Origin of the sequence: Kribbella sp. NPDC026611, assembly GCF_040638345.1 — a bacterium.
Lineage (GTDB): Bacteria > Actinomycetota > Actinomycetes > Propionibacteriales > Kribbellaceae > Kribbella.
Genome location: NZ_JBEZYC010000004.1, coordinates 409,276 through 425,156, shown reverse-complemented (window position 1 = coordinate 425,156; position 15,881 = coordinate 409,276). Strand labels below are relative to the sequence as shown.

Here is a 15,881-nt window from a genome sequence, read left to right as displayed (position 1 = left end):
GACAGACTCCGGGTATGACGACCTTCCGCGAGCTGCACGACGCGTTCTTCGTGATGCCGAACGCCTGGGACGCCGGGTCGGCGGTGATTCTCGGCGCGGCCGGATTCCCCGCGATCGCGACGACGAGCGCGGGGATCGCGTTCTCGATGGCGAAGGGCGATCACACCCTCCCGGACGGCGCGCCGGCGGTGTCGCGCGAGGACATGTTCGAGCGGATCCGCGAGATCACGGCCGCGAGCGGTGTGCCGGTGAATGGGGATCTCGAGGACGGGTACGGCGCCGAGCCCGCGCGTGTCGCGGAGACGATCACGTTGGCGCGCGCGGCCGGACTGGCCGGCGGGAACATCGAGGACTACGACGGGCGCGAGCTGTACGGCGTCGAGCTGTCCGTCGAGCGCATCGTGGCCGCCCGCGAGGCAGCCGGGCCGGATTTCGTGCTGACCGCCAGGACCGACGGCCAGCTCCTGCGCAGGCCGACCGCGCTGGCCGACTCCATCGAGCGAGCCAACCGCTTCCGCGCGGCCGGCGCCGACTGCCTGTACGTCCCCGGCGTCAACGACCTCGCCACGATCCGCACCCTGGCCACCGAGATCGACGGCCCGCTCAACGTCGTCATCGGCCTGGGTACGTCGACGCTGACCGTCGACGACCTGCGCGAAGCCGGCGTCACCCGGATCAGCCTCGGCGGCAGCATCGCTCGCGCTGCCCTGGCCTTCGTCCGCCGCAGCGCCGAGGAGCTCGCCACCCGGGGCACCATCACCTTTGCCGCCGACCAGATCCCACAGGCTGACTTGAACCAGCTCTTCGCGCGATCATCCAAGGGTGACCACTGACCCTGGTGTACGCCCGCTCGCCACGACCCACGGCGTCGTCGGGCTCCTGACCTGCGCCTGCCTGATCGTCTTCTACACGATCGGCGAACCCTTCGGAGCCATCAACGACGTCGGCAACGCTGCGTACGGCGTCCTCAGCCTCGCCCTGGCCTGGCAGCTGCGCCCACACCATCCGCTTGGCCTGGGCCTGGCTGCCGTCGGGGCAGTATTGACCGTCGTCGGGACTGTGCTGGTGTTGAGCGATGCCACCGGGTTCTACCTCGCCGGGCTCGTGTCGAGCTTCGGGTTTGCGTTGATCGGTGGGTGGCTGGTGATCTTCTGCCGCACCGCTCGACTGCCTCCGGCCGGCGTGGTTGCTGGGGTTGTGATGCTGCTCGGGCTGGTGAGTGGGCCCGGGATCGTGATGGGGATCGACGACATGGACACCGCGCCCGCGTGGCTCTTTGCGGGCGGGTTGAGTTGGGCGGGGACCTACCTGCTGTTTCCGGTCTGGAGCCTACGGCTGGTCCGGCGAAACGCTGCCGAACGCGCGGGCTAGCGGCGGGAACATCCCGCGCACATCGCCACCCCCAACCCAGATCCCGATCGCCAGCACAGCAGTTGCCTCTAGCAACGTTGCCCGCCGCAACCCGCCGGCGTACACCGGCTCGCAGCCGAGGTCCCGGACCAGCTCCGCAACCAACTCCAGGTCGCCGTCACCGCACATCGGCACCCCCAGGCCCGCCGGCGGGTCGCTCCAGACCAGATCAGCCGCCGAGTTGAACGCCTTCACCACCTGCACCCCCGGCACCGCCGCAGCGATCAGCTCTGCCGTCCGCGGCTGGGCCAGCGTGAAGTCGCGATGATCGATCGAATTCGTGCAGTCGATCAACGTGCTCCCGGCCGGCACCAGAGCAGCGACCTCCACTGCCACCTCGGCCGGCACGGCTAACAGCACGACCTCGCCGTACGCCGCGGCCTCCTCCAACGACCCCGCCGCCGCGCCAACCCGCTTGGCTACCTCGGCGGCCCGGTCGAGTGAGCGGCCGCCGATCATTACCTCGTGCCCGGCACGCACCCACTGCCCGCCGAGCGCCTCAGCCATCAATCCGTTTCCGAGTATCCCTATCCGCATTCCTCGACCCTAGAGAATCCGAAGCGCACCTCCAGGTGCCCAACGGCTGACGCACAATGGCTCGGTGGAGCAGACGTTCTTTGCCGATTGCCCGGCGCGGGTCGCCGCCGACCTGATCAGCGGCCGCTGGCCGATGGTGATCCTGTACGCGCTCGCCCGCGGCCCCGGGCGACCCGGGGTACTCCGGGCGCAGATCGGCGGCATCAGCCAGAAGGTCCTCACCGAAACCCTCCGGCGGCTCGAGCACAACGGTCTCGTCGAGCGCCGCCGGTACGCCGAAGCGCCGCCGCGTGTCGAGTACTCGCTGACCACCGCGGGCCAGGACCTGCTCGTCCCGATCCGTGCCCTCGGCGACTGGGCCGAGGTTTACGCCGGTCAGCTGCCGACCGACAACAAACCGTAAACGCGCTGCGGCACAGTGCTGGAGTCAGCCCGATCCCGCACCCGGAGGGCCCGCAATGTTCACGCTGCAGCAGCTCGTCGACGCCCCGCCCGCCGAGGTCGTCCGCGCTTTCACCGAGCCCGAGCCGTTCGCCGCCTGGTTCCTCGCCGAGGGCTTCACCACCCCGAGCGACCGGGTCGCCATCGACCCGCGGCCCGGCGGCCTGATCTCAGCCGTCTTCGTCGGCGGCGACGGCACCGAGGTCCCGTTCATCCTGCACTTCGGCGCCCTCGACCTACCGCACCACGTCGAGTTGCACTTCGACGAGCCCGCCGAAGACATCACCGTCGACCTGACCGAGCTCCCCGACGGCCGCACCCAGCTCGACTACCGCAGCGTCGGCCTCACCGACGACCAGCAGTCCGCCATCAAGCCCGGCGTAGCCACCATGCTCAACCACCTGGCCACGTACTACGCGTCTTGAGCGCCGCAACCGCGTCCAGGCGGAACCAGCAGCTCAGCCGCGGTAGATGCCGGGCATTGGGCCGGGGCGCGGGTGGGCGGCGGGTCCGTAGCCGGCCTGGCCGCTTGCGCCGGACGCGTCGTCGAGGCCCGAGTCGCCGGTTGCTCCGAGGAGGCGTCTGGTGAGGGTGTCGCGGGAGGACAGGAGCTCGTCGACGGCTGCACGCAGCGACTCCGGCCCTGGCGCCGTACCCGCTTCGGCCGCGAGGAGGACAGTTCGGCGGACCAGTTCCTTCATGAAGGAGGCCGTCGTACCTTCGGTCCGCGCGACCACCTCGTCCATCACGTCGGCCGACAGGTCCAAGGCCGGGCCGTAGAGCTCGAGGAGGCGACCGCGGCCGGCGGCGTCGGGGAGCGGGATCTCGACCGCCATGTCCACCCGTCCCGGCCGCTGCATGAGCGCCGGTTCCAGCAGATCCGCCCGGTTGGTCGTCAGCAGGAAGGCGACATCGGCATCCTGCGCCAACCCGTCCATCTCGTTCAGGACCTGGAACAGCAGCGGGTTTTCGGCGCCGAGCGAGTAGTCCCGCGCCTCGGCCACCAGGTCGCAGTCCTCGAGTACGACGAGCGCCGGCTGCAGCATCCGCGCCAGCGCGCACGCCTGCGCGATGAAGTGAATGCTCGTCCCCGCCAGCAGTACGACCGTGAACTCCGGCAACCGCGACAGGACATACCGGATGGTGTGGGTCTTACCCGTCCCCGGCGGCCCGTACAGCAACACACCGCGCCGCAGGTGCTGACCGGCGGCGAGCAGCGTTTCCCGGTGCTCGGCGATCCCGACCACCTCGCGCTCGATCCGCTCGAGCACTCCGTCGGGCAGGACGACGTCCGCCCGGCCGAGTTCCGGTCGCGGGTGCAGCCGGAACGGACCCACGCCCTGCCCGAACTCGTGCCCCTCGAACGACACCACCTTCCCCCGGAACACGTTGTGCTCCCGGATCAGCTCCGGCAGCGCCGTCAGGAAACGCTCTCCCGCGCTCTTCTCCGCAACTAGGATCTCGAGATCGACGTTCATCCGCCCGTACTGCGGATTCGCCGCCCGCAGCAGCGCGACGTACCGGTCCGCGCCCTGCACCCCGAGGTAGAACCCGAACGCGACGCAGTCCATCTCCTCGTCCACGTCGATCTGCAGCCGCTGGTAGTCGACCGCCCCGATCCCGAACCGGTCGTACTCCGCCAGCTCGAGCAGCTCCCCCAGCGAGTGGTGCCCGCGGTTCGACCCCGCCAGCCCGACCACCTCGAACGAGTCGAACCACGCCTCGACCGCCCGCTGCACGTTCGGCAGGTCGTACGACGCGAACGTCGTCGCCACCACCGGCACCTGCTCGGGCTCCACGCCGAGATGCGCGAGCAACCGCTCTCTCAGGCTCTCCCGCTGCGCCCGCCCGCCGCCGGCGCCCTGCATCCGCTCCAGGAACCGCGTGAACAACCGCGCGAACTCGTCGATCTCGGTCTCGTCCGGCATCCCGAAGTACCCCCTCGTCGTTCCAGCGACCGGCCCTATCCGGAGGACCTCCGTAACGCGGCTAGGATCATCACCATGACAGATTCCGAGTCCACCGACCGTCCGTACACCGCCTTCCCGGTGCGGATCGGTCTGCAGGTCCAGCCCCAGCACGCGCAGTACGCCGACATCCGGCGGACGGTCGCCGCGGCCGAGGAGATCGGCGTCGACGTCGTGTTCAACTGGGATCACTTCTATCCGCTGTCGGGTGAGCCGGAGGGCCTGCACTTCGAGTGCTGGACGATGCTCGCCGCCTGGGCGGAGGCGACCGAGCGGGTCGAGTTCGGCGCGCTCGTCACCTGCAACTCGTACCGGAACCCCGACCTGCTCGCGGACATGGCCCGCACCGTCGACCACATCAGCGACGGCCGGCTCATCTTCGGCATCGGCTCCGGCTGGTTCGAGAAGGACTACGACGAGTACGGCTACGAGTTCGGTACCGCGGGAGGCCGCCTGAACGCTCTCGGCGAGGCGCTGCCCCGGATCCAGGAGCGCTGGACCAAGCTGAACCCGAAGCCGACCCGCGACATCCCGGTCCTGATCGGCGGCGGCGGCGAGAAGAAGACGCTCAAGCTGGTCGCGCAGTACGCGAACATCTGGCACGGCTTCGGCGACGCCGAGACGATCGCGCACAAGCACCGCGTCCTCGACGAGCACTGCGCCACGATCGGCCGCGACCCGGGCGAGATCGAGCGCTCGGCCGGCGTCGGCAACAAGTCGCCGGAGGAGATCGGCAAGTCGATGCTCGACGTCGGCACCCGGCTGTTCACGGTCTCGTCGTCCGGGCCGGACTACGACCTCGGCCTGCTCCGCGAGTGGGTCAGCTGGCGCGACGAGCTGAACGCCAAGTAGGCAGGCCTGTCCGGGTGGCGGGGCGCACCTCGCCACCCGGATAAGATCTCCCGCATGGTTTCGAAGTACGAACGCGGTTCGGTGCGGGCGATCACCCGGTGGGGTGCGGACGTGATGCACCGGGTCAACCAGCCGGTGACCGATTTCGGTGCGGATCTGCAGACGCTGGTCGCGGACATGTTCGCGACGATGGACGCCGCGGAGGGCGTCGGCCTGGCGGCGAACCAGGTGGGCGTCGACCTGCAGCTGTTCGTGTTCGACTGCCCGGACAAGGACGGCAACCGGGTCGAGGGCGTCGTCTGCAACCCGGTGGTCGAGCTGCCCGAGGGCAAGGACCGCAACCTGGACGAGGGCGACGAGGGCTGCCTGTCGCTGCCCGGCGCGTTCACCAAGTGCGCCCGCCCGGATTACGCCAAGGTCACCGGCGTCGACGAGCACGGCGACTCGGTCAGCTACGAGGGTAACGGCCTGCTGGCCCGCTGCCTCCAGCACGAGACCGACCACACCCAGGGCACGGTCTTCGGCGACCGCCTTTCCCGCAAGTACAAGAAGCGCCTCTTCGCCGAGGCCGAGGAGTTCGCGCCGGACTACCCGAGCGACTGGCCACTCACCCCGATGGCCGACCACGACAACGAGCACGAAGACACCCCGGCCACCTGAGTCAGCGATCGAGCGCGTGCCGCTTGATCGCGACCGCCCGCTCGATCGCGGCCGTCATCGGCAGCGCGACCGGGGCACGGGCACTGGCGAGCGTCGACGCGACACCGCGAAGAGCCGTGTCGACGGACGGAACCTCCTGCTGGATGGCGACGGTCAGCTGGCTCACCTCGTCGGCTGACTGGCCGCGCAGTGGGAGCAGGTAGAAGTACCGTCCGTCCTCGCGTTCGCCGATGATCTGTCCACCGAGCCGTGCGACCGTGCTGAGCGGGGGGACGCTGTCCGGCTGGAGGTGCCCGGTCGCGTACCGCTCGTCCGCCGGACGTGCCGCACCCCATGCCGCCATCACCCGGCGCCCGATGCCCTGCTGCTGGTACTCCGGGTCCACGGCGAGGATGATCCCGTGCGGGACCGGCTGCCGGTCCCAGTACGCGCGCGTCTCCGCGCCGATCACGCCGCGCCCAGGGACCCGCAGCTCACCCGCCCCCGGACTGGTCCACACCGACTGGGGACCCCGCGGCCGCGACCCCATCCGGACGCCGACGAGGCGGCCCTCGGTGGTCTCGGCAACCATCGCGCTCGGGTTCCGGAAGTCGTCCGAGGTCGCGAACCGGCGGTAGACCTCGAGCCTCGCCTCCCGCACACTCTCCTGCCGGTGGCTGGGCGCCCAGGCGGCCTCCATGTCCGCGACGAGGGGAGCCAGGTCGGTCAGCTCGGCGCGGTCGGTCACCAGGCGAAGGTTGATCGCCGTCACCAGCGGGCCTTCTCCAGGGCCGCGAGGACCGCCTCGACGGTGTCGGACGGGGTCTGTCCGGTGGTGTCCAGCCACAGGCCTCGGCGCGGGATCTCCTCCAGGCCTTCCTGCAGAGCTCGCACGCCGTCCTCCAGGGAGTCGCCCCAGTCGCGGTACGAGTTGTTGCCACCACGCCCGATCTCCCGCTCGACGATCGACTCCACCGACGGGACCAGGACGACGAGGTACGGCGTGATCCCGCGCAGCCGCGAGAACCAGCGTTCGACGTGGTCGCCGAGGATGATGTCGCTGCAGACGAAGTCGAACCCAGCGTCCGCGTAGTGCTGGGCGATCAGGGCGGTGGCGTCGTACCGCAGTTCCAGCTGGCGGACTGCCTCGGCTGAGGGGTCCGGTGTCATGATCTCGGCGCCGGCGACCACTCCGCGGTAGAAGACGTCGCCGTCGAGTGTCGCCGCGGGCGCGCCGAGGCGGGCGGCCAGCAGCGGTGCGATGGTGGACTTCCCGGCCGCCTGCATGCCGGTGACGAGCACTACTTTCGGGCTGCTTCCCATGCCTCCGCCGTCAGCTTGTAGATGGTGGCATCGAACTCGACACCGTCCTCCTCCAGCACCTGCTCATGGTCGAAGCTCATCCCGAGCCGGCGCATCACCGCGATGCTACGGACGTTCGGCGTGTCGGTCACCGAGATTACGTGCGAGAGCCCGAGCGTGGTGAACCCGTACTCGATCCAGGACGACGCCGCCTCGGTCGCGTAGCCGTGTCCCCAGTGCTCGCGAGCCAGGCGCCACCCGATCTCGGTGTCCGGGAACCACGGGGTCCGCTGCAGCCCGCAGGCGCCGAGAAACGCGCCGTCGGCGCGACGCTCGATCGCCAGGAATCCGCTCCCCTTGGCGGCGTACTGCTCGTTGACCGCGGACGCGATCTCCAGCGACGCCTCCCGGGAGAGCACGCCGCCGAGGTACTCGGTCACCTCCGGGTCCGCGTTCATCGCGATCCACGGATCAAGGTCGGTCTCCCGGAACGGGCGCAGTACCAGGCGTTCCGTCGTCCGCATGTGTCCCCCTAGCGGGTCGAGGTGTCAGGGGCGGGTGGCGTAGAAGGCGACGGCCGCGGAGCTGGCGACGTTGAGCGAATCGACGCCGTCGGTCATCGGGATGCGGACGATGAGGTCCGCCTGCTCGAGGACGTGCGGCTTGAGGCCGTGGCCCTCGGTGCCGAAGATCAGCGCGAGGCGGTCGTCCTTGCGGTCGGCGAGCTCGTCGAGGGTGATCGAGTCGTCGGTGAGCGCCATCGCGGCAGCGACGTACCCGTGCTCCTGCAGGTGCTGGAGGTCGCCGGGCCAGCTGGTCAGCCGCGTCCACGGGATCTGGAAGACAGTACCCATCGAGACCTTGATCGAGCGGCGGTACAGCGGGTCGGCGCAGGTTGGCGTCACCAGCACCAGCCCGACGCCGAGCGCGGCCGCGGCGCGGAAACCGGCGCCGACGTTGGTGTGGTCCACGATGTCGTCGAAGATCGCGATCCGGCGGACATCTTCGGTGAGCAGGTCGGTGAGGGGCCGCGCGGGACGACGCTTGTACGACGCGAGCGCGCCGCGGTGCACGTGGAAACCGGTGACCTGCTCGGCCTGCTCCTCAGAAACGACGTACACGGGCTTGTCGGGCCACTTCTCCAGCACGTCCTGCAGCGAGTCGAGCCATCGCGGCGCCAGCAGGAAGGACCGGGGTTCGTAGCCGGCGTCCGCGGCTCGGCGAATGACTTTGTCGCCCTCGGCAATGAACAACCCGTGCTCTTCTTCGAGGAGGCGACGGAGACTGACCTCCCGCAGCTGCACGTAGTCGGCGAGGCGCGAGTCGGAGGGGTCCTCGACAGGTACCAGCGTCACGCCTCGACCCTGTCCGCCTGGGTGCCGATCTCCACCACGTTGCCGATGACAACGATCGCCGGTGCGCCGACGCCTTCGGCTGCCATCTTCCCGGCGATTCCGGCCAGGTCGGACGTCACCACCTGCTGACCGGGCAGCGTTCCGTCAGCGATCGCCGCAGCGGGGGTGTCAGCCGGTTTGCCGTTGGCAATCAATGTCTCGGTGATCGCCGGCAGGTTCTCCACCGCCATCAGCAGGACGAGGGTGCCGTGGAGGTGCGCCAGAGCGTCCCAGTTGACCAGCGAGTCGGGGTGCGACGGCGGGATGTGGCCGGACACCACCGTGAACTCGTGCGTCACCCCGCGGTGGGTGACCGGGATCCCCGCCACTGCCGGCACCGAGATCGAGCTCGTGATCCCCGGCACGACAGTCCACGGGACGCCGGCCGCCGCGCAGGCCAGGGCCTCTTCGAAGCCACGGCCGAAGACGTAGGGGTCGCCGCCCTTGAGGCGTACGACGACCTTCCCCTCGCGGCCACGCTCGACCAGGATCCGGTTGATCTCTTCCTGCTGCGCTGCCCGACCCCGCGGCAGCTTCGCCGCGTCGAACAGCTCCACCTCCGGGTGCAGCTCGTCCAGCAACTGCTGCGGCGCCAGGCGATCCGCCACCACCACATCGGCCTCGGCGAGCAACCGCCGTCCGCGCACGGTGATCAGGTCCGGGTCCCCCGGTCCCCCGCCGACCAGGTACACGCCCGGTCGCCGGTCCACGTCCCGCGCCGCCAGCTCGCCGGTCCGCAGCCCCTCCAGGATCGAATCCCGGACGGCGGCCGACCGTCGGTGATCGCCACCGCCGAGGACGCCGATCGTCACGTTGTCGTGCTGCCCCGAGGCCGGCGTCCACGCCGTTGCCCGGGACCGGTCGTCGGAGCGCACGCAGAAGATCCGGCGTTCTTCGGCTTCGGCCGAGACCTGGTCGTTGACCGCGGCGTCGTCCGTCGCGACCACGACGTACCAGGCGCCGTCCAGGTCGCCGGCGGCGTACCCGCGCTCGGTCCAGCGCAGCGCCGGGTTGCTGAGCAGTCCCTCGATCGTCGGCGTGATCGACGGCGAGATCAGGTCGATCACCGCACCGGACTCGAGTAGCCGCGGTAGCCGCCGCTGGGCGACTCCCCCGCCGCCGACGACGACTACGCGTCGTCCCTCGAGGACGAGCCCGGACAGGTACTGCTGGGTCACGAGCTGATCCCTGCGTCCTCGAACGTCGCCATCTCGGACAGCGCGCGGACCGCGCAGGTCAGGATCGGGTACGCGAGAACCGCGCCGGTCCCCTCGCCCAGGCGCAGGTCGAGATCGACCAGCGGCTGCAGGCCGAGCGTCTTCAGCGCGACCGCGTGCCCAGGCTCGGCAGAGCGGTGGCCGGCGACGCAGTAGTCGATCACGGCCGGGCTGAACGCCTGCGCGACCAGCCCCGCCGCGCCCGCGATCACGCCGTCGAGGATGACCGGGACCTTGTTGGCCGCGGCGCCGAGGATGTATCCGGCGAGGGCCGCGTGTTCGAGGCCGCCGTACGCCTGGAGTGCCTCGAGCGGCTCGGTCGGCGGTACGGCGTGACGCTTGAGCGCAGCCTCGACGATCGCGGTCTTGTGGGCGAGCATCGCGTCGTCGATGCCGGTGCCGCGGCCGGTGACCTCCACGGCGGTCGCGCCGGTGAAGGTGGCGATCAGCGCGGCGCTCGCGGTGGTGTTCGCGATGCCCATGTCGCCGGTGAGCAGGCAGCGGTACCCCTCGCGGACGAGCTGGTCGGCGAGGTCGAAGCCGACCGCGACGGCCGCGCGGGCCTCTTCCTCGGTCAGGGCTTCGATCTGCGAGAGGTCGCGCGTGCCGGGGCGGATGTTGGCGTGCACGATGTCGAGGCCGTCGACCGGGGTCGCCACGCCGACGTCGACCACGCGGACGTCGACGCCGTTGTTGGCCGCGAACGCGTTCACCGCGGCGCCGCCGCCCGCGAAGTTGGCCAGCATGGCGGCAGTCACTTCCTGCGGCCAGGGGGAAACGTTCTGTGCGTGCACGCCGTGGTCGGCGGCGAACACGGTCACGACCGCCGGCGCCGGAACCGCGGGCCGGGCGCTGCCGGTGATCCCGGCGACCTTGACGGAGAGCTCCTCGAGCACGCCCAGCGAGCCGGCCGGCTTGGTCAGCACCGCCTGCCGCTCGGTCGCGGCCCGCATCGCGCCTTGGTCGGCCGGCTCGATCCGCTCCAGGTACTCCTCCACCGTGTCCTCCACTCGGTCACCTCGGCGTCCATCCGTACTTTCGCTCCGATCTTCGCATCTCCCGGTGGGTGCCCCTGGGGCGCCCGGCGGGATGTGGACAGTAATGTCGGGATCACCACACGTCTCGAGATCCCGGAGGATCACAGATGTCGCTCGATCGTCCCGTCGCCCCGGACCCGTACGAACTCCTCCCGAAGGTGGGTTCGTTCACCGTGACCAGCACCGACGTCTCCGACGGTGAGCCGATGCCGGACGCGCAGGCGTTCGCCGGCGGCAACACGTCGCCGCAGCTGAGCTGGTCCGGATTCCCGGCGGAGACCAAGGGGTTCGTCGTCACCTGCTTCGACCCGGACGCCCCGATCGTCTCCGGCTTCTGGCACTGGGTGCTGGTCGGCCTCCCCGCCGACGTCACCGAGCTCCCCACCGGGGCCGGTACGACGGAACGCCTGGAGAGCGGCGCGTTCCACATCCGCAACGACTTCGGCATGAAGAGCTTCGGCGGCGCCGCTCCCCCCGCCGGCGACCAGGTCCACCGCTACTACTTCGTCGTCCATGCCCTCGACATCGAAGCCCTCGACGTAGACGGCGACGCCACCCCGGCGGTCGTCTCCTTCAACCTAGCCTTCCACACCCTGGCTCGCGCCATCCTGACCCCGACCTACCGCATCGAGGCGTAGCCCTACTTCACCCGGCGGGCCTCGACCCTGACGAAGGGGCCCGCCGGGTAGACGAACACGCGCTGCACGCTCGTGATCGGCTCCTTGGCGCCGAGGAACGCGGTGCCTTTCGCACCCGGGAGCAGCTGGAACTGGCTCGCGTTGGACAGTTTGAGGCCTCGCGTGTACTTGTCGAGGTCCGCGTCGTCACCGGCGAACGTCTCGCTCCAGGTGTCGATGTAGTCGCTGATCCCGGTCGCCTCGATCTGCTGGCCGGTGGCGGTGACGACAACGACCTCGTACATCGTGATCGTCTCCTCGGACCGGTTGTTGACCTGAGCGATCAGATACGTGATCGGCCGCGCGTGCGCCAGCCGCCGGTAGTCGCCGTACCGCTGCAGGCGCGGATCCAGGATGTTGGCCGGGATCTGGATGCTGCCGGTGGCACCTTGGTACTGGAACGTGTACGTCCCCGGCCCGGTCAGCACCGGCTTGACCGGAACCGACGGCCTAGTTGCCGGGACCTTGGTCGGTGGTGCCTGCGATGTCACGCGCGTCTGCGGCGGCGCACCCGACGGGACGTCCTTCACACACCCCGCCGCGCAAAACACCAACGCCCCCGAAACGATCAAAACCTTCAACATCAGCCCCCTCGCGGCGCCGCCCCCAGCACCACACCGAGTCATTGTGAGCGGCCCGGTACCCGAGCGACCAGACCTCAGACGCCGCTGAGGTACACCCATTCGCCGTTTTCGCGGGTGAAGGTGCTGGTTTCTTGGTGGGTGCCGGGGGTGCCGGCGGATTGGTAGTGGGCCCGGAACTCGACGGTTCCTTCGGTGTGGAAGGGGGTGCCGTCGGTGGTGCGGACGATTTCCAGTCCGGTCCATTGCAGGTTCGGATCGAGGTCGATGGTGGCCGGGCGGGTCTTGGCGGACCAGGTCTGGCGGAGGTACGGCGCGTTGCGGACGACGAAGGCGGAGTACCTCGAGCGCATCAACCGCTCGGCTGTCGTCGCGGTTGCTGCGCCGGTGTGGAGCGGTTGGCAGCAGTCGGCGTACGTCGCGGATCGGCCGCAGGGGCAGGCGTCGGGGGATGGCATGCTCCGATTGTTGCCGACCGGCTCTGGATCCGGGGCTCAGCTCCGGCTGACGGTCGCGAGCCAGGCGGGCGCGCCGTGCTCGTGGTAGCGCGTTGCCACCGTGGTTGGCTCGAGGTGGGTGATGGTCCAGTGGGGGTCCTGGGCGAAGGCAGCGTGCAGGTCTTCACGGCTGATCGGATGCGGGCCAGGGTCAGATCCTTCGTTGCTGAAACAGAGGATGTGGAGGGTCGTGCCGGAGGACGCGACTTTCGCGAGGCTGGCGGCGTACTCGGCGCGCTCCTCGGCGTCGAAGGTGTGGAAGAGACCGGAGTCGAGGATCGTGTCGAAGCGGCGATCGAGACTCTCCAGGTGCAGCGCGTCGGCCGTCGCAAACTCCGCCGGGAGCCCCCTCTCGGCGGCCTTCGCGCGAGCCTGTGCGAGAGCGCTTTCTGCTACATCGACCCCGAGGACGGACAAGCCGAGCGACGCCAGGTGGAGCGCGTTCTCGCCGCCTCCACAGCCGGCGTCGAGCACCTCGCCGGTGAACCCGCCGTCCGCGGCCAGCCGGACCACAGCGGGCTGGGGTGCTCCGACATCCCAGGGCGCCGGGCCGTCCTGGTACGACGCGTCCCACGGCTGCCCGGTCATTCGCTCGTGGCTGGTCGGTCGACGTCCGTCGTACAGTTCCGCCATCGTCGCGCTCCTCAGAATCAGGTGTACGGCGATTATTCGACGACCAGCTGCGGTTCGGGAACAGGCATCGCGGCCACCTCCGCCGCGAGCTCGTCGTACTGCTGCCGCGTCAGCTTCTCGGTCAGCACGACGCTGACCCGCCCGCCCTTGCGGCCCCACGCACCAACGATCCGGCCGTCGACGAGCACACCGTTCGGGTGGAAGGAGTCGGCGGCGTCGGTCACGGTTCTCAGCCCGGGCCCCACGAAGCGAGCCCCGTGATCTCGGCCGAGCAGTCGCAGATCAGGCGCGACCAGGAAACGTGTTCCGGTAATCCTCACCTCCGTGGTCAGGACGCTCTCCAAGTCCTCTTGCAGCACCCACGCCTGCACGCCGTCGAAATCCACCTCGGCAAGCTCGTCCGAGAGCTTTCTCCAGACAGTCCCCGCATCGGCGAGCGACAACCCGGACCACCAGGAGAACGCCTTCGGCGTCGTCGGTCCGAAGGCGCGAAGATGGCGCCGGCACAGCTCCACCCGCGCCTCGGAAACGGGAATCTCGGGCCGCGGTACCTCCCGGGCCCAGAGCGACTTCGTGTCCCACCGGACAGCGATCCGCCCGCTCGCACACGCCTCGCGCAGTCCGGGGAGATTCGCTCCGCGCCGTACTTCGCCGTCGAGAGCGCGGCAGATCCGCTCCGCGAGTACGTCGATCCGCCGTACCGCGTCGTCATCGATCGGCAGCCGGCCCAGCGTGAACACGCCGAAGTCGTTGGTCGGCAGCACATACACGGCTGCGCGCGGGCTGTAGGTCTGGATCAGGGACGGGTGCTCCCAGTCCGCTGGTTCGCAGGCCGCGACCCGGGCGTGGAGGGCCAGCAACGCGTCCCGCGGAGCCGTGTCCTGCAAGCCGGCGTACGCCGCCGCGGCCAGTGCGCCTGGCGGCAGACGGTCCACGAGGTTGTTGACGCGCAAGCGATGGGCGACGGCTTGGTCCCGCGTCACCGACTTCATGGTCCGACCGTACGAGGAAAAGACGTCATGCCACGTCTTGTTCAGCTCCGGAAGTCGTAGTTGTAGACCATGATGACGCCGACGAGCAGGGCGAGGGCGGCCAGGATCATGCCGATCGCGGCGGCGGGTTTGCCGCGGCGGGTGCCGGCGAGTACGACGATCGCGAGGGCCAGCGCGGGTACGGCGAACGGGAACGCGAGGTACTGGCGGATCGGGAACCTGTCGATGAGATTCGAGAACGGCAAGAACGGAGCGACCAGCCCGGCCAACCCGAGAAACAGCGCCACGACGCTGAGTGCAGCCGAGCCGGACGACGTCTGGGTGCCTTGTGGACCACCGGGCCCGGGCTGCTGCGCGTAGTCCGGCCAGAGATTCAGTGGGTAACTCGTCCCCGGCCGCTGCAGACCGGGGTGGTGCGGGCCGGGGCCGGGCGGTGGGTTCGGTCCCGGGTTGTGGTTCGGGTCGGAGGGGCCGTGGGTCATCAACACTCCATCGGTGGGTCGTTGCCGCTGCTACCCGTACCTGGGCGCGCCGTCCTCACCCTCGACGCAGTACCCGGGCCGGTGGTTCCGCGGCCGGTTTGGTTCGATGGGTGCATGAGCCTTCGCAGGCGTACATTGCTGGCCGGCACAGCCGCGATCCCGCTGGCCGGATCCGTTCAGACCGCATCGGGAGTTGGCAATCAGGTGAGCCAGGCGAGCACAGTTAAGGACCGGATCACGCAACTGGTCGAGCAGTACGCCGAGGGCCCGGCGCCGATCGTGCTCCTCGGCGACCCGGTCCTCCGCCGGCAGAGCGAGCCGTACGACGGCCAGGTCGACGAGCAGACCCTCACCGCCTTCATCGCCCTCCTCCGCCGCACGATGGAGGCCGCGCCAGGAGTCGGCGTCGCGGCACCGCAGGTCGGCGTACCCGTGCAGATCGCCGTACTGCAGGACCCGGCCAACCTCCCGCCCGAGTATGCCGAGGCGCGCGACCGGTACCCACTGGAGTTCTTTGCCGCGATCAACCCGTCGTACCACCCCGCAACGGCTCGCCGCGTCGGGTTCTACGAGGGCTGCCTGAGCATGCCCGGCTACACCGCGGTCGTGAACCGCGCCCTCTCGGTCGACGCGACGTACGACGATGTCTCCGGCAAGCGCACCTACCGCACCTTCACCGGTTGGCAAGCCCGCATCGTCCAGCACGAAACCGACCACCTCCACGGCACGGTGTACGTCGACAAACTCGAGCCGGGCTCGCTGTCCACGCAGGAGCAGTACGTCGACCTCTGGAACGACCCCACCCCAACCCACGCCGCCGAACAACTCAGCTTCCACCTCGACTGAGTCGATCCCGCCTCAGCGCGCGGCAGGCAGGCTCACATCGCGGCGGAGGGTCTGCAGGATGTCGAGCTCGCGCTCGATGTCCCGCCGCTTCGCTTCCAGCCGCTCGACCTGCTCGGCCAAGAGCACTTCCAGCGTGCCGGTGCGCTCCTCCGGCGGCGCTTCCAGGCACGGCAGCAGCTCGCCGATCGTGACGCTGCACAGACCCGCGGCGAACAGGTGCTGAATCAGCACGACCCGCTCCACCGTGTCGGCGTCGAAGTCGCGCCACCCGCCCGCAGTACGCACGGAGCGGATCAGGCCCTGCTCCTCGTAGTACCGCAGGGACCGCGCGCTGACGCCGGTCGCGTCGGCCAGCTCTCCGATCAGCATGATCTCAG

22 protein-coding genes are annotated in these 15,881 nt (G+C 69.8%); 8 read left to right on the top strand and 14 right to left on the bottom strand.

Annotated elements, in window-relative coordinates; translation table 11 throughout:
* The first annotated feature begins 14 nt into the window (after nt 1-14).
* Together AB0E69_RS19175 and AB0E69_RS19170 are read left to right on the top strand one after the other, a co-directional pair.
* A complete protein-coding gene (locus AB0E69_RS19175) occupies nt 15-833 on the top strand; it encodes an isocitrate lyase/phosphoenolpyruvate mutase family protein (RefSeq protein ID WP_360147149.1) in 819 nt (272 codons plus the stop codon).
* A complete protein-coding gene (locus AB0E69_RS19170; protein WP_360147146.1) occupies nt 823-1,371 on the top strand; it encodes a hypothetical protein in 549 nt (182 codons plus the stop codon). The genes AB0E69_RS19175 and AB0E69_RS19170 overlap by 11 nt, the downstream gene beginning before the upstream one ends.
* On the opposite strand, the gene AB0E69_RS19165 is transcribed toward AB0E69_RS19170, so the two are convergent.
* Nucleotides 1,330-1,947, bottom strand: a complete 618-nt coding sequence (locus AB0E69_RS19165; RefSeq protein ID WP_360147143.1) for an NAD(P)-binding domain-containing protein — start codon at nt 1,945-1,947, stop codon at nt 1,330-1,332. The two genes, AB0E69_RS19170 and AB0E69_RS19165, sit on opposite strands and share 42 nt — an antisense overlap.
* 64 nt (nt 1,948-2,011) lie before the next feature.
* On the opposite strand from AB0E69_RS19165, the gene AB0E69_RS19160 reads away from it, so the two are divergent.
* Both AB0E69_RS19160 and AB0E69_RS19155 read left to right on the top strand, forming a co-directional pair.
* Entirely contained in the window at nt 2,012-2,350 is a 339-nt protein-coding gene (locus AB0E69_RS19160) for a helix-turn-helix domain-containing protein (RefSeq protein ID WP_360147140.1), read from the top strand.
* Nucleotides 2,351-2,405: 55 nt separating this feature from the next.
* Nucleotides 2,406-2,813 carry an SRPBCC domain-containing protein gene (locus AB0E69_RS19155; RefSeq protein WP_360147137.1) on the top strand — a complete coding sequence of 136 codons (408 nt, stop codon included), beginning with the start codon at nt 2,406-2,408 and terminating at the stop codon, nt 2,811-2,813.
* Nucleotides 2,814-2,846: 33 nt separating this feature from the next.
* Here AB0E69_RS19155 and AB0E69_RS19150 read toward each other — a convergent pair whose 3' ends face one another.
* Complete coding sequence (locus AB0E69_RS19150) at nt 2,847-4,316, bottom strand: ATP-binding protein (RefSeq protein ID WP_360147134.1); 1,470 nt, start codon at nt 4,314-4,316, stop codon at nt 2,847-2,849.
* 75 nt (nt 4,317-4,391) lie between these two features.
* Here AB0E69_RS19150 and AB0E69_RS19145 point away from each other — a divergent pair, with 75 nt between their 5' ends.
* Entirely contained in the window at nt 4,392-5,207 is an 816-nt protein-coding gene (locus AB0E69_RS19145; protein WP_360147131.1) for an LLM class F420-dependent oxidoreductase, read from the top strand.
* Nucleotides 5,208-5,261: 54 nt separating this feature from the next.
* The gene (def, locus tag AB0E69_RS19140; protein ID WP_360147128.1) at nt 5,262-5,867 is read left to right on the top strand and encodes a peptide deformylase; all 606 of its coding nucleotides are present in this window, start codon (nt 5,262-5,264) and stop codon (nt 5,865-5,867) included.
* A 1-nt stretch (nt 5,868) separates the two neighbouring features.
* Here def and AB0E69_RS19135 read toward each other — a convergent pair whose 3' ends face one another.
* From AB0E69_RS19135 to cobT, 6 genes are read right to left on the bottom strand one after another with little or no spacing between them, the layout of a single operon-like run.
* Nucleotides 5,869-6,618: a GNAT family N-acetyltransferase gene (locus AB0E69_RS19135; protein ID WP_360147125.1), complete on the bottom strand. Its 750-nt coding sequence runs from the start codon at nt 6,616-6,618 to the stop codon at nt 5,869-5,871.
* Nucleotides 6,615-7,169 carry an AAA family ATPase gene (locus tag AB0E69_RS19130; RefSeq protein WP_360147122.1) on the bottom strand — a complete coding sequence of 185 codons (555 nt, stop codon included), beginning with the start codon at nt 7,167-7,169 and terminating at the stop codon, nt 6,615-6,617. Before AB0E69_RS19130 ends, AB0E69_RS19135 begins: the two co-directional genes overlap by 4 nt.
* Nucleotides 7,148-7,672, bottom strand: a complete 525-nt coding sequence (locus AB0E69_RS19125) for a GNAT family N-acetyltransferase (protein ID WP_360147119.1) — start codon at nt 7,670-7,672, stop codon at nt 7,148-7,150. The genes AB0E69_RS19130 and AB0E69_RS19125 overlap by 22 nt, the downstream gene beginning before the upstream one ends.
* A gap of 24 nt (nt 7,673-7,696) precedes the next feature.
* Nucleotides 7,697-8,503 (bottom strand): RNA methyltransferase, encoded by an 807-nt coding sequence (locus AB0E69_RS19120; RefSeq protein ID WP_360147116.1) that lies wholly within the window; start codon nt 8,501-8,503, stop codon nt 7,697-7,699.
* Nucleotides 8,500-9,720: a uroporphyrinogen-III C-methyltransferase gene (gene cobA, locus AB0E69_RS19115; RefSeq protein ID WP_360147113.1), complete on the bottom strand. Its 1,221-nt coding sequence runs from the start codon at nt 9,718-9,720 to the stop codon at nt 8,500-8,502. Before cobA ends, AB0E69_RS19120 begins: the two co-directional genes overlap by 4 nt.
* Nucleotides 9,717-10,769: a nicotinate-nucleotide--dimethylbenzimidazole phosphoribosyltransferase gene (cobT, locus tag AB0E69_RS19110; protein ID WP_360147110.1), complete on the bottom strand. Its 1,053-nt coding sequence runs from the start codon at nt 10,767-10,769 to the stop codon at nt 9,717-9,719. The genes cobA and cobT overlap by 4 nt, the downstream gene beginning before the upstream one ends.
* Nucleotides 10,770-10,903: 134 nt before the next feature.
* Here cobT and AB0E69_RS19105 point away from each other — a divergent pair, with 134 nt between their 5' ends.
* Complete coding sequence (locus tag AB0E69_RS19105) at nt 10,904-11,434, top strand: YbhB/YbcL family Raf kinase inhibitor-like protein (RefSeq protein ID WP_360147107.1); 531 nt, start codon at nt 10,904-10,906, stop codon at nt 11,432-11,434.
* Between the two features lie 2 nt (nt 11,435-11,436).
* On the opposite strand, the gene AB0E69_RS19100 is transcribed toward AB0E69_RS19105, so the two are convergent.
* From AB0E69_RS19100 to AB0E69_RS19080, 5 genes are all read right to left on the bottom strand, one after another.
* A complete protein-coding gene (locus AB0E69_RS19100) occupies nt 11,437-11,964 on the bottom strand; it encodes a hypothetical protein (RefSeq protein WP_360147104.1) in 528 nt (175 codons plus the stop codon).
* Nucleotides 11,965-12,131: 167 nt separating this feature from the next.
* Nucleotides 12,132-12,512 carry a YchJ family metal-binding protein gene (locus tag AB0E69_RS19095; protein ID WP_360147101.1) on the bottom strand — a complete coding sequence of 127 codons (381 nt, stop codon included), beginning with the start codon at nt 12,510-12,512 and terminating at the stop codon, nt 12,132-12,134.
* Between the two features lie 36 nt (nt 12,513-12,548).
* A complete protein-coding gene (locus tag AB0E69_RS19090; RefSeq protein WP_360147098.1) occupies nt 12,549-13,184 on the bottom strand; it encodes a class I SAM-dependent methyltransferase in 636 nt (211 codons plus the stop codon).
* A 32-nt stretch (nt 13,185-13,216) separates the two neighbouring features.
* Nucleotides 13,217-14,176 (bottom strand): crosslink repair DNA glycosylase YcaQ family protein, encoded by a 960-nt coding sequence (locus tag AB0E69_RS19085; RefSeq protein ID WP_360147096.1) that lies wholly within the window; start codon nt 14,174-14,176, stop codon nt 13,217-13,219.
* Nucleotides 14,177-14,217: 41 nt separating this feature from the next.
* Nucleotides 14,218-14,658 (bottom strand): hypothetical protein, encoded by a 441-nt coding sequence (locus tag AB0E69_RS19080; protein ID WP_360147093.1) that lies wholly within the window; start codon nt 14,656-14,658, stop codon nt 14,218-14,220.
* A gap of 114 nt (nt 14,659-14,772) precedes the next feature.
* Between AB0E69_RS19080 and AB0E69_RS19075 the strand changes: the two genes are divergently transcribed.
* A complete protein-coding gene (locus tag AB0E69_RS19075; RefSeq protein ID WP_360147090.1) occupies nt 14,773-15,504 on the top strand; it encodes a peptide deformylase in 732 nt (243 codons plus the stop codon).
* Between the two features lie 12 nt (nt 15,505-15,516).
* On the opposite strand, the gene AB0E69_RS19070 is transcribed toward AB0E69_RS19075, so the two are convergent.
* Entirely contained in the window at nt 15,517-15,873 is a 357-nt protein-coding gene (locus AB0E69_RS19070) for a MerR family transcriptional regulator (RefSeq protein WP_360147087.1), read from the bottom strand.
* Nucleotides 15,874-15,881: the final 8 nt, after the last annotated feature.

Coding starts and splice junctions, on each gene's coding strand:
- AB0E69_RS19125 (WP_360147119.1), bottom strand. CDS start 7,672: ATGCGGACGACGGAACGCCTGGTACTGCGCCCGTTCCGGGAGACCGAC.
- AB0E69_RS19150 (WP_360147134.1), bottom strand. CDS start 4,316: ATGCCGGACGAGACCGAGATCGACGAGTTCGCGCGGTTGTTCACGCGG.
- def (WP_360147128.1), top strand. CDS start 5,262: ATGGTTTCGAAGTACGAACGCGGTTCGGTGCGGGCGATCACCCGGTGG.
- AB0E69_RS19155 (WP_360147137.1), top strand. CDS start 2,406: ATGTTCACGCTGCAGCAGCTCGTCGACGCCCCGCCCGCCGAGGTCGTC.
- AB0E69_RS19090 (WP_360147098.1), bottom strand. CDS start 13,184: ATGGCGGAACTGTACGACGGACGTCGACCGACCAGCCACGAGCGAATG.
- AB0E69_RS19165 (WP_360147143.1), bottom strand. CDS start 1,947: ATGCGGATAGGGATACTCGGAAACGGATTGATGGCTGAGGCGCTCGGC.
- AB0E69_RS19080 (WP_360147093.1), bottom strand. CDS start 14,658: ATGACCCACGGCCCCTCCGACCCGAACCACAACCCGGGACCGAACCCA.
- AB0E69_RS19075 (WP_360147090.1), top strand. CDS start 14,773: ATGAGCCTTCGCAGGCGTACATTGCTGGCCGGCACAGCCGCGATCCCG.
- AB0E69_RS19130 (WP_360147122.1), bottom strand. CDS start 7,169: ATGGGAAGCAGCCCGAAAGTAGTGCTCGTCACCGGCATGCAGGCGGCC.
- AB0E69_RS19175 (WP_360147149.1), top strand. CDS start 15: ATGACGACCTTCCGCGAGCTGCACGACGCGTTCTTCGTGATGCCGAAC.
- AB0E69_RS19070 (WP_360147087.1), bottom strand. CDS start 15,873: ATGCTGATCGGAGAGCTGGCCGACGCGACCGGCGTCAGCGCGCGGTCC.
- AB0E69_RS19105 (WP_360147107.1), top strand. CDS start 10,904: ATGTCGCTCGATCGTCCCGTCGCCCCGGACCCGTACGAACTCCTCCCG.
- AB0E69_RS19145 (WP_360147131.1), top strand. CDS start 4,392: ATGACAGATTCCGAGTCCACCGACCGTCCGTACACCGCCTTCCCGGTG.
- AB0E69_RS19085 (WP_360147096.1), bottom strand. CDS start 14,176: ATGAAGTCGGTGACGCGGGACCAAGCCGTCGCCCATCGCTTGCGCGTC.
- AB0E69_RS19095 (WP_360147101.1), bottom strand. CDS start 12,512: ATGCCATCCCCCGACGCCTGCCCCTGCGGCCGATCCGCGACGTACGCC.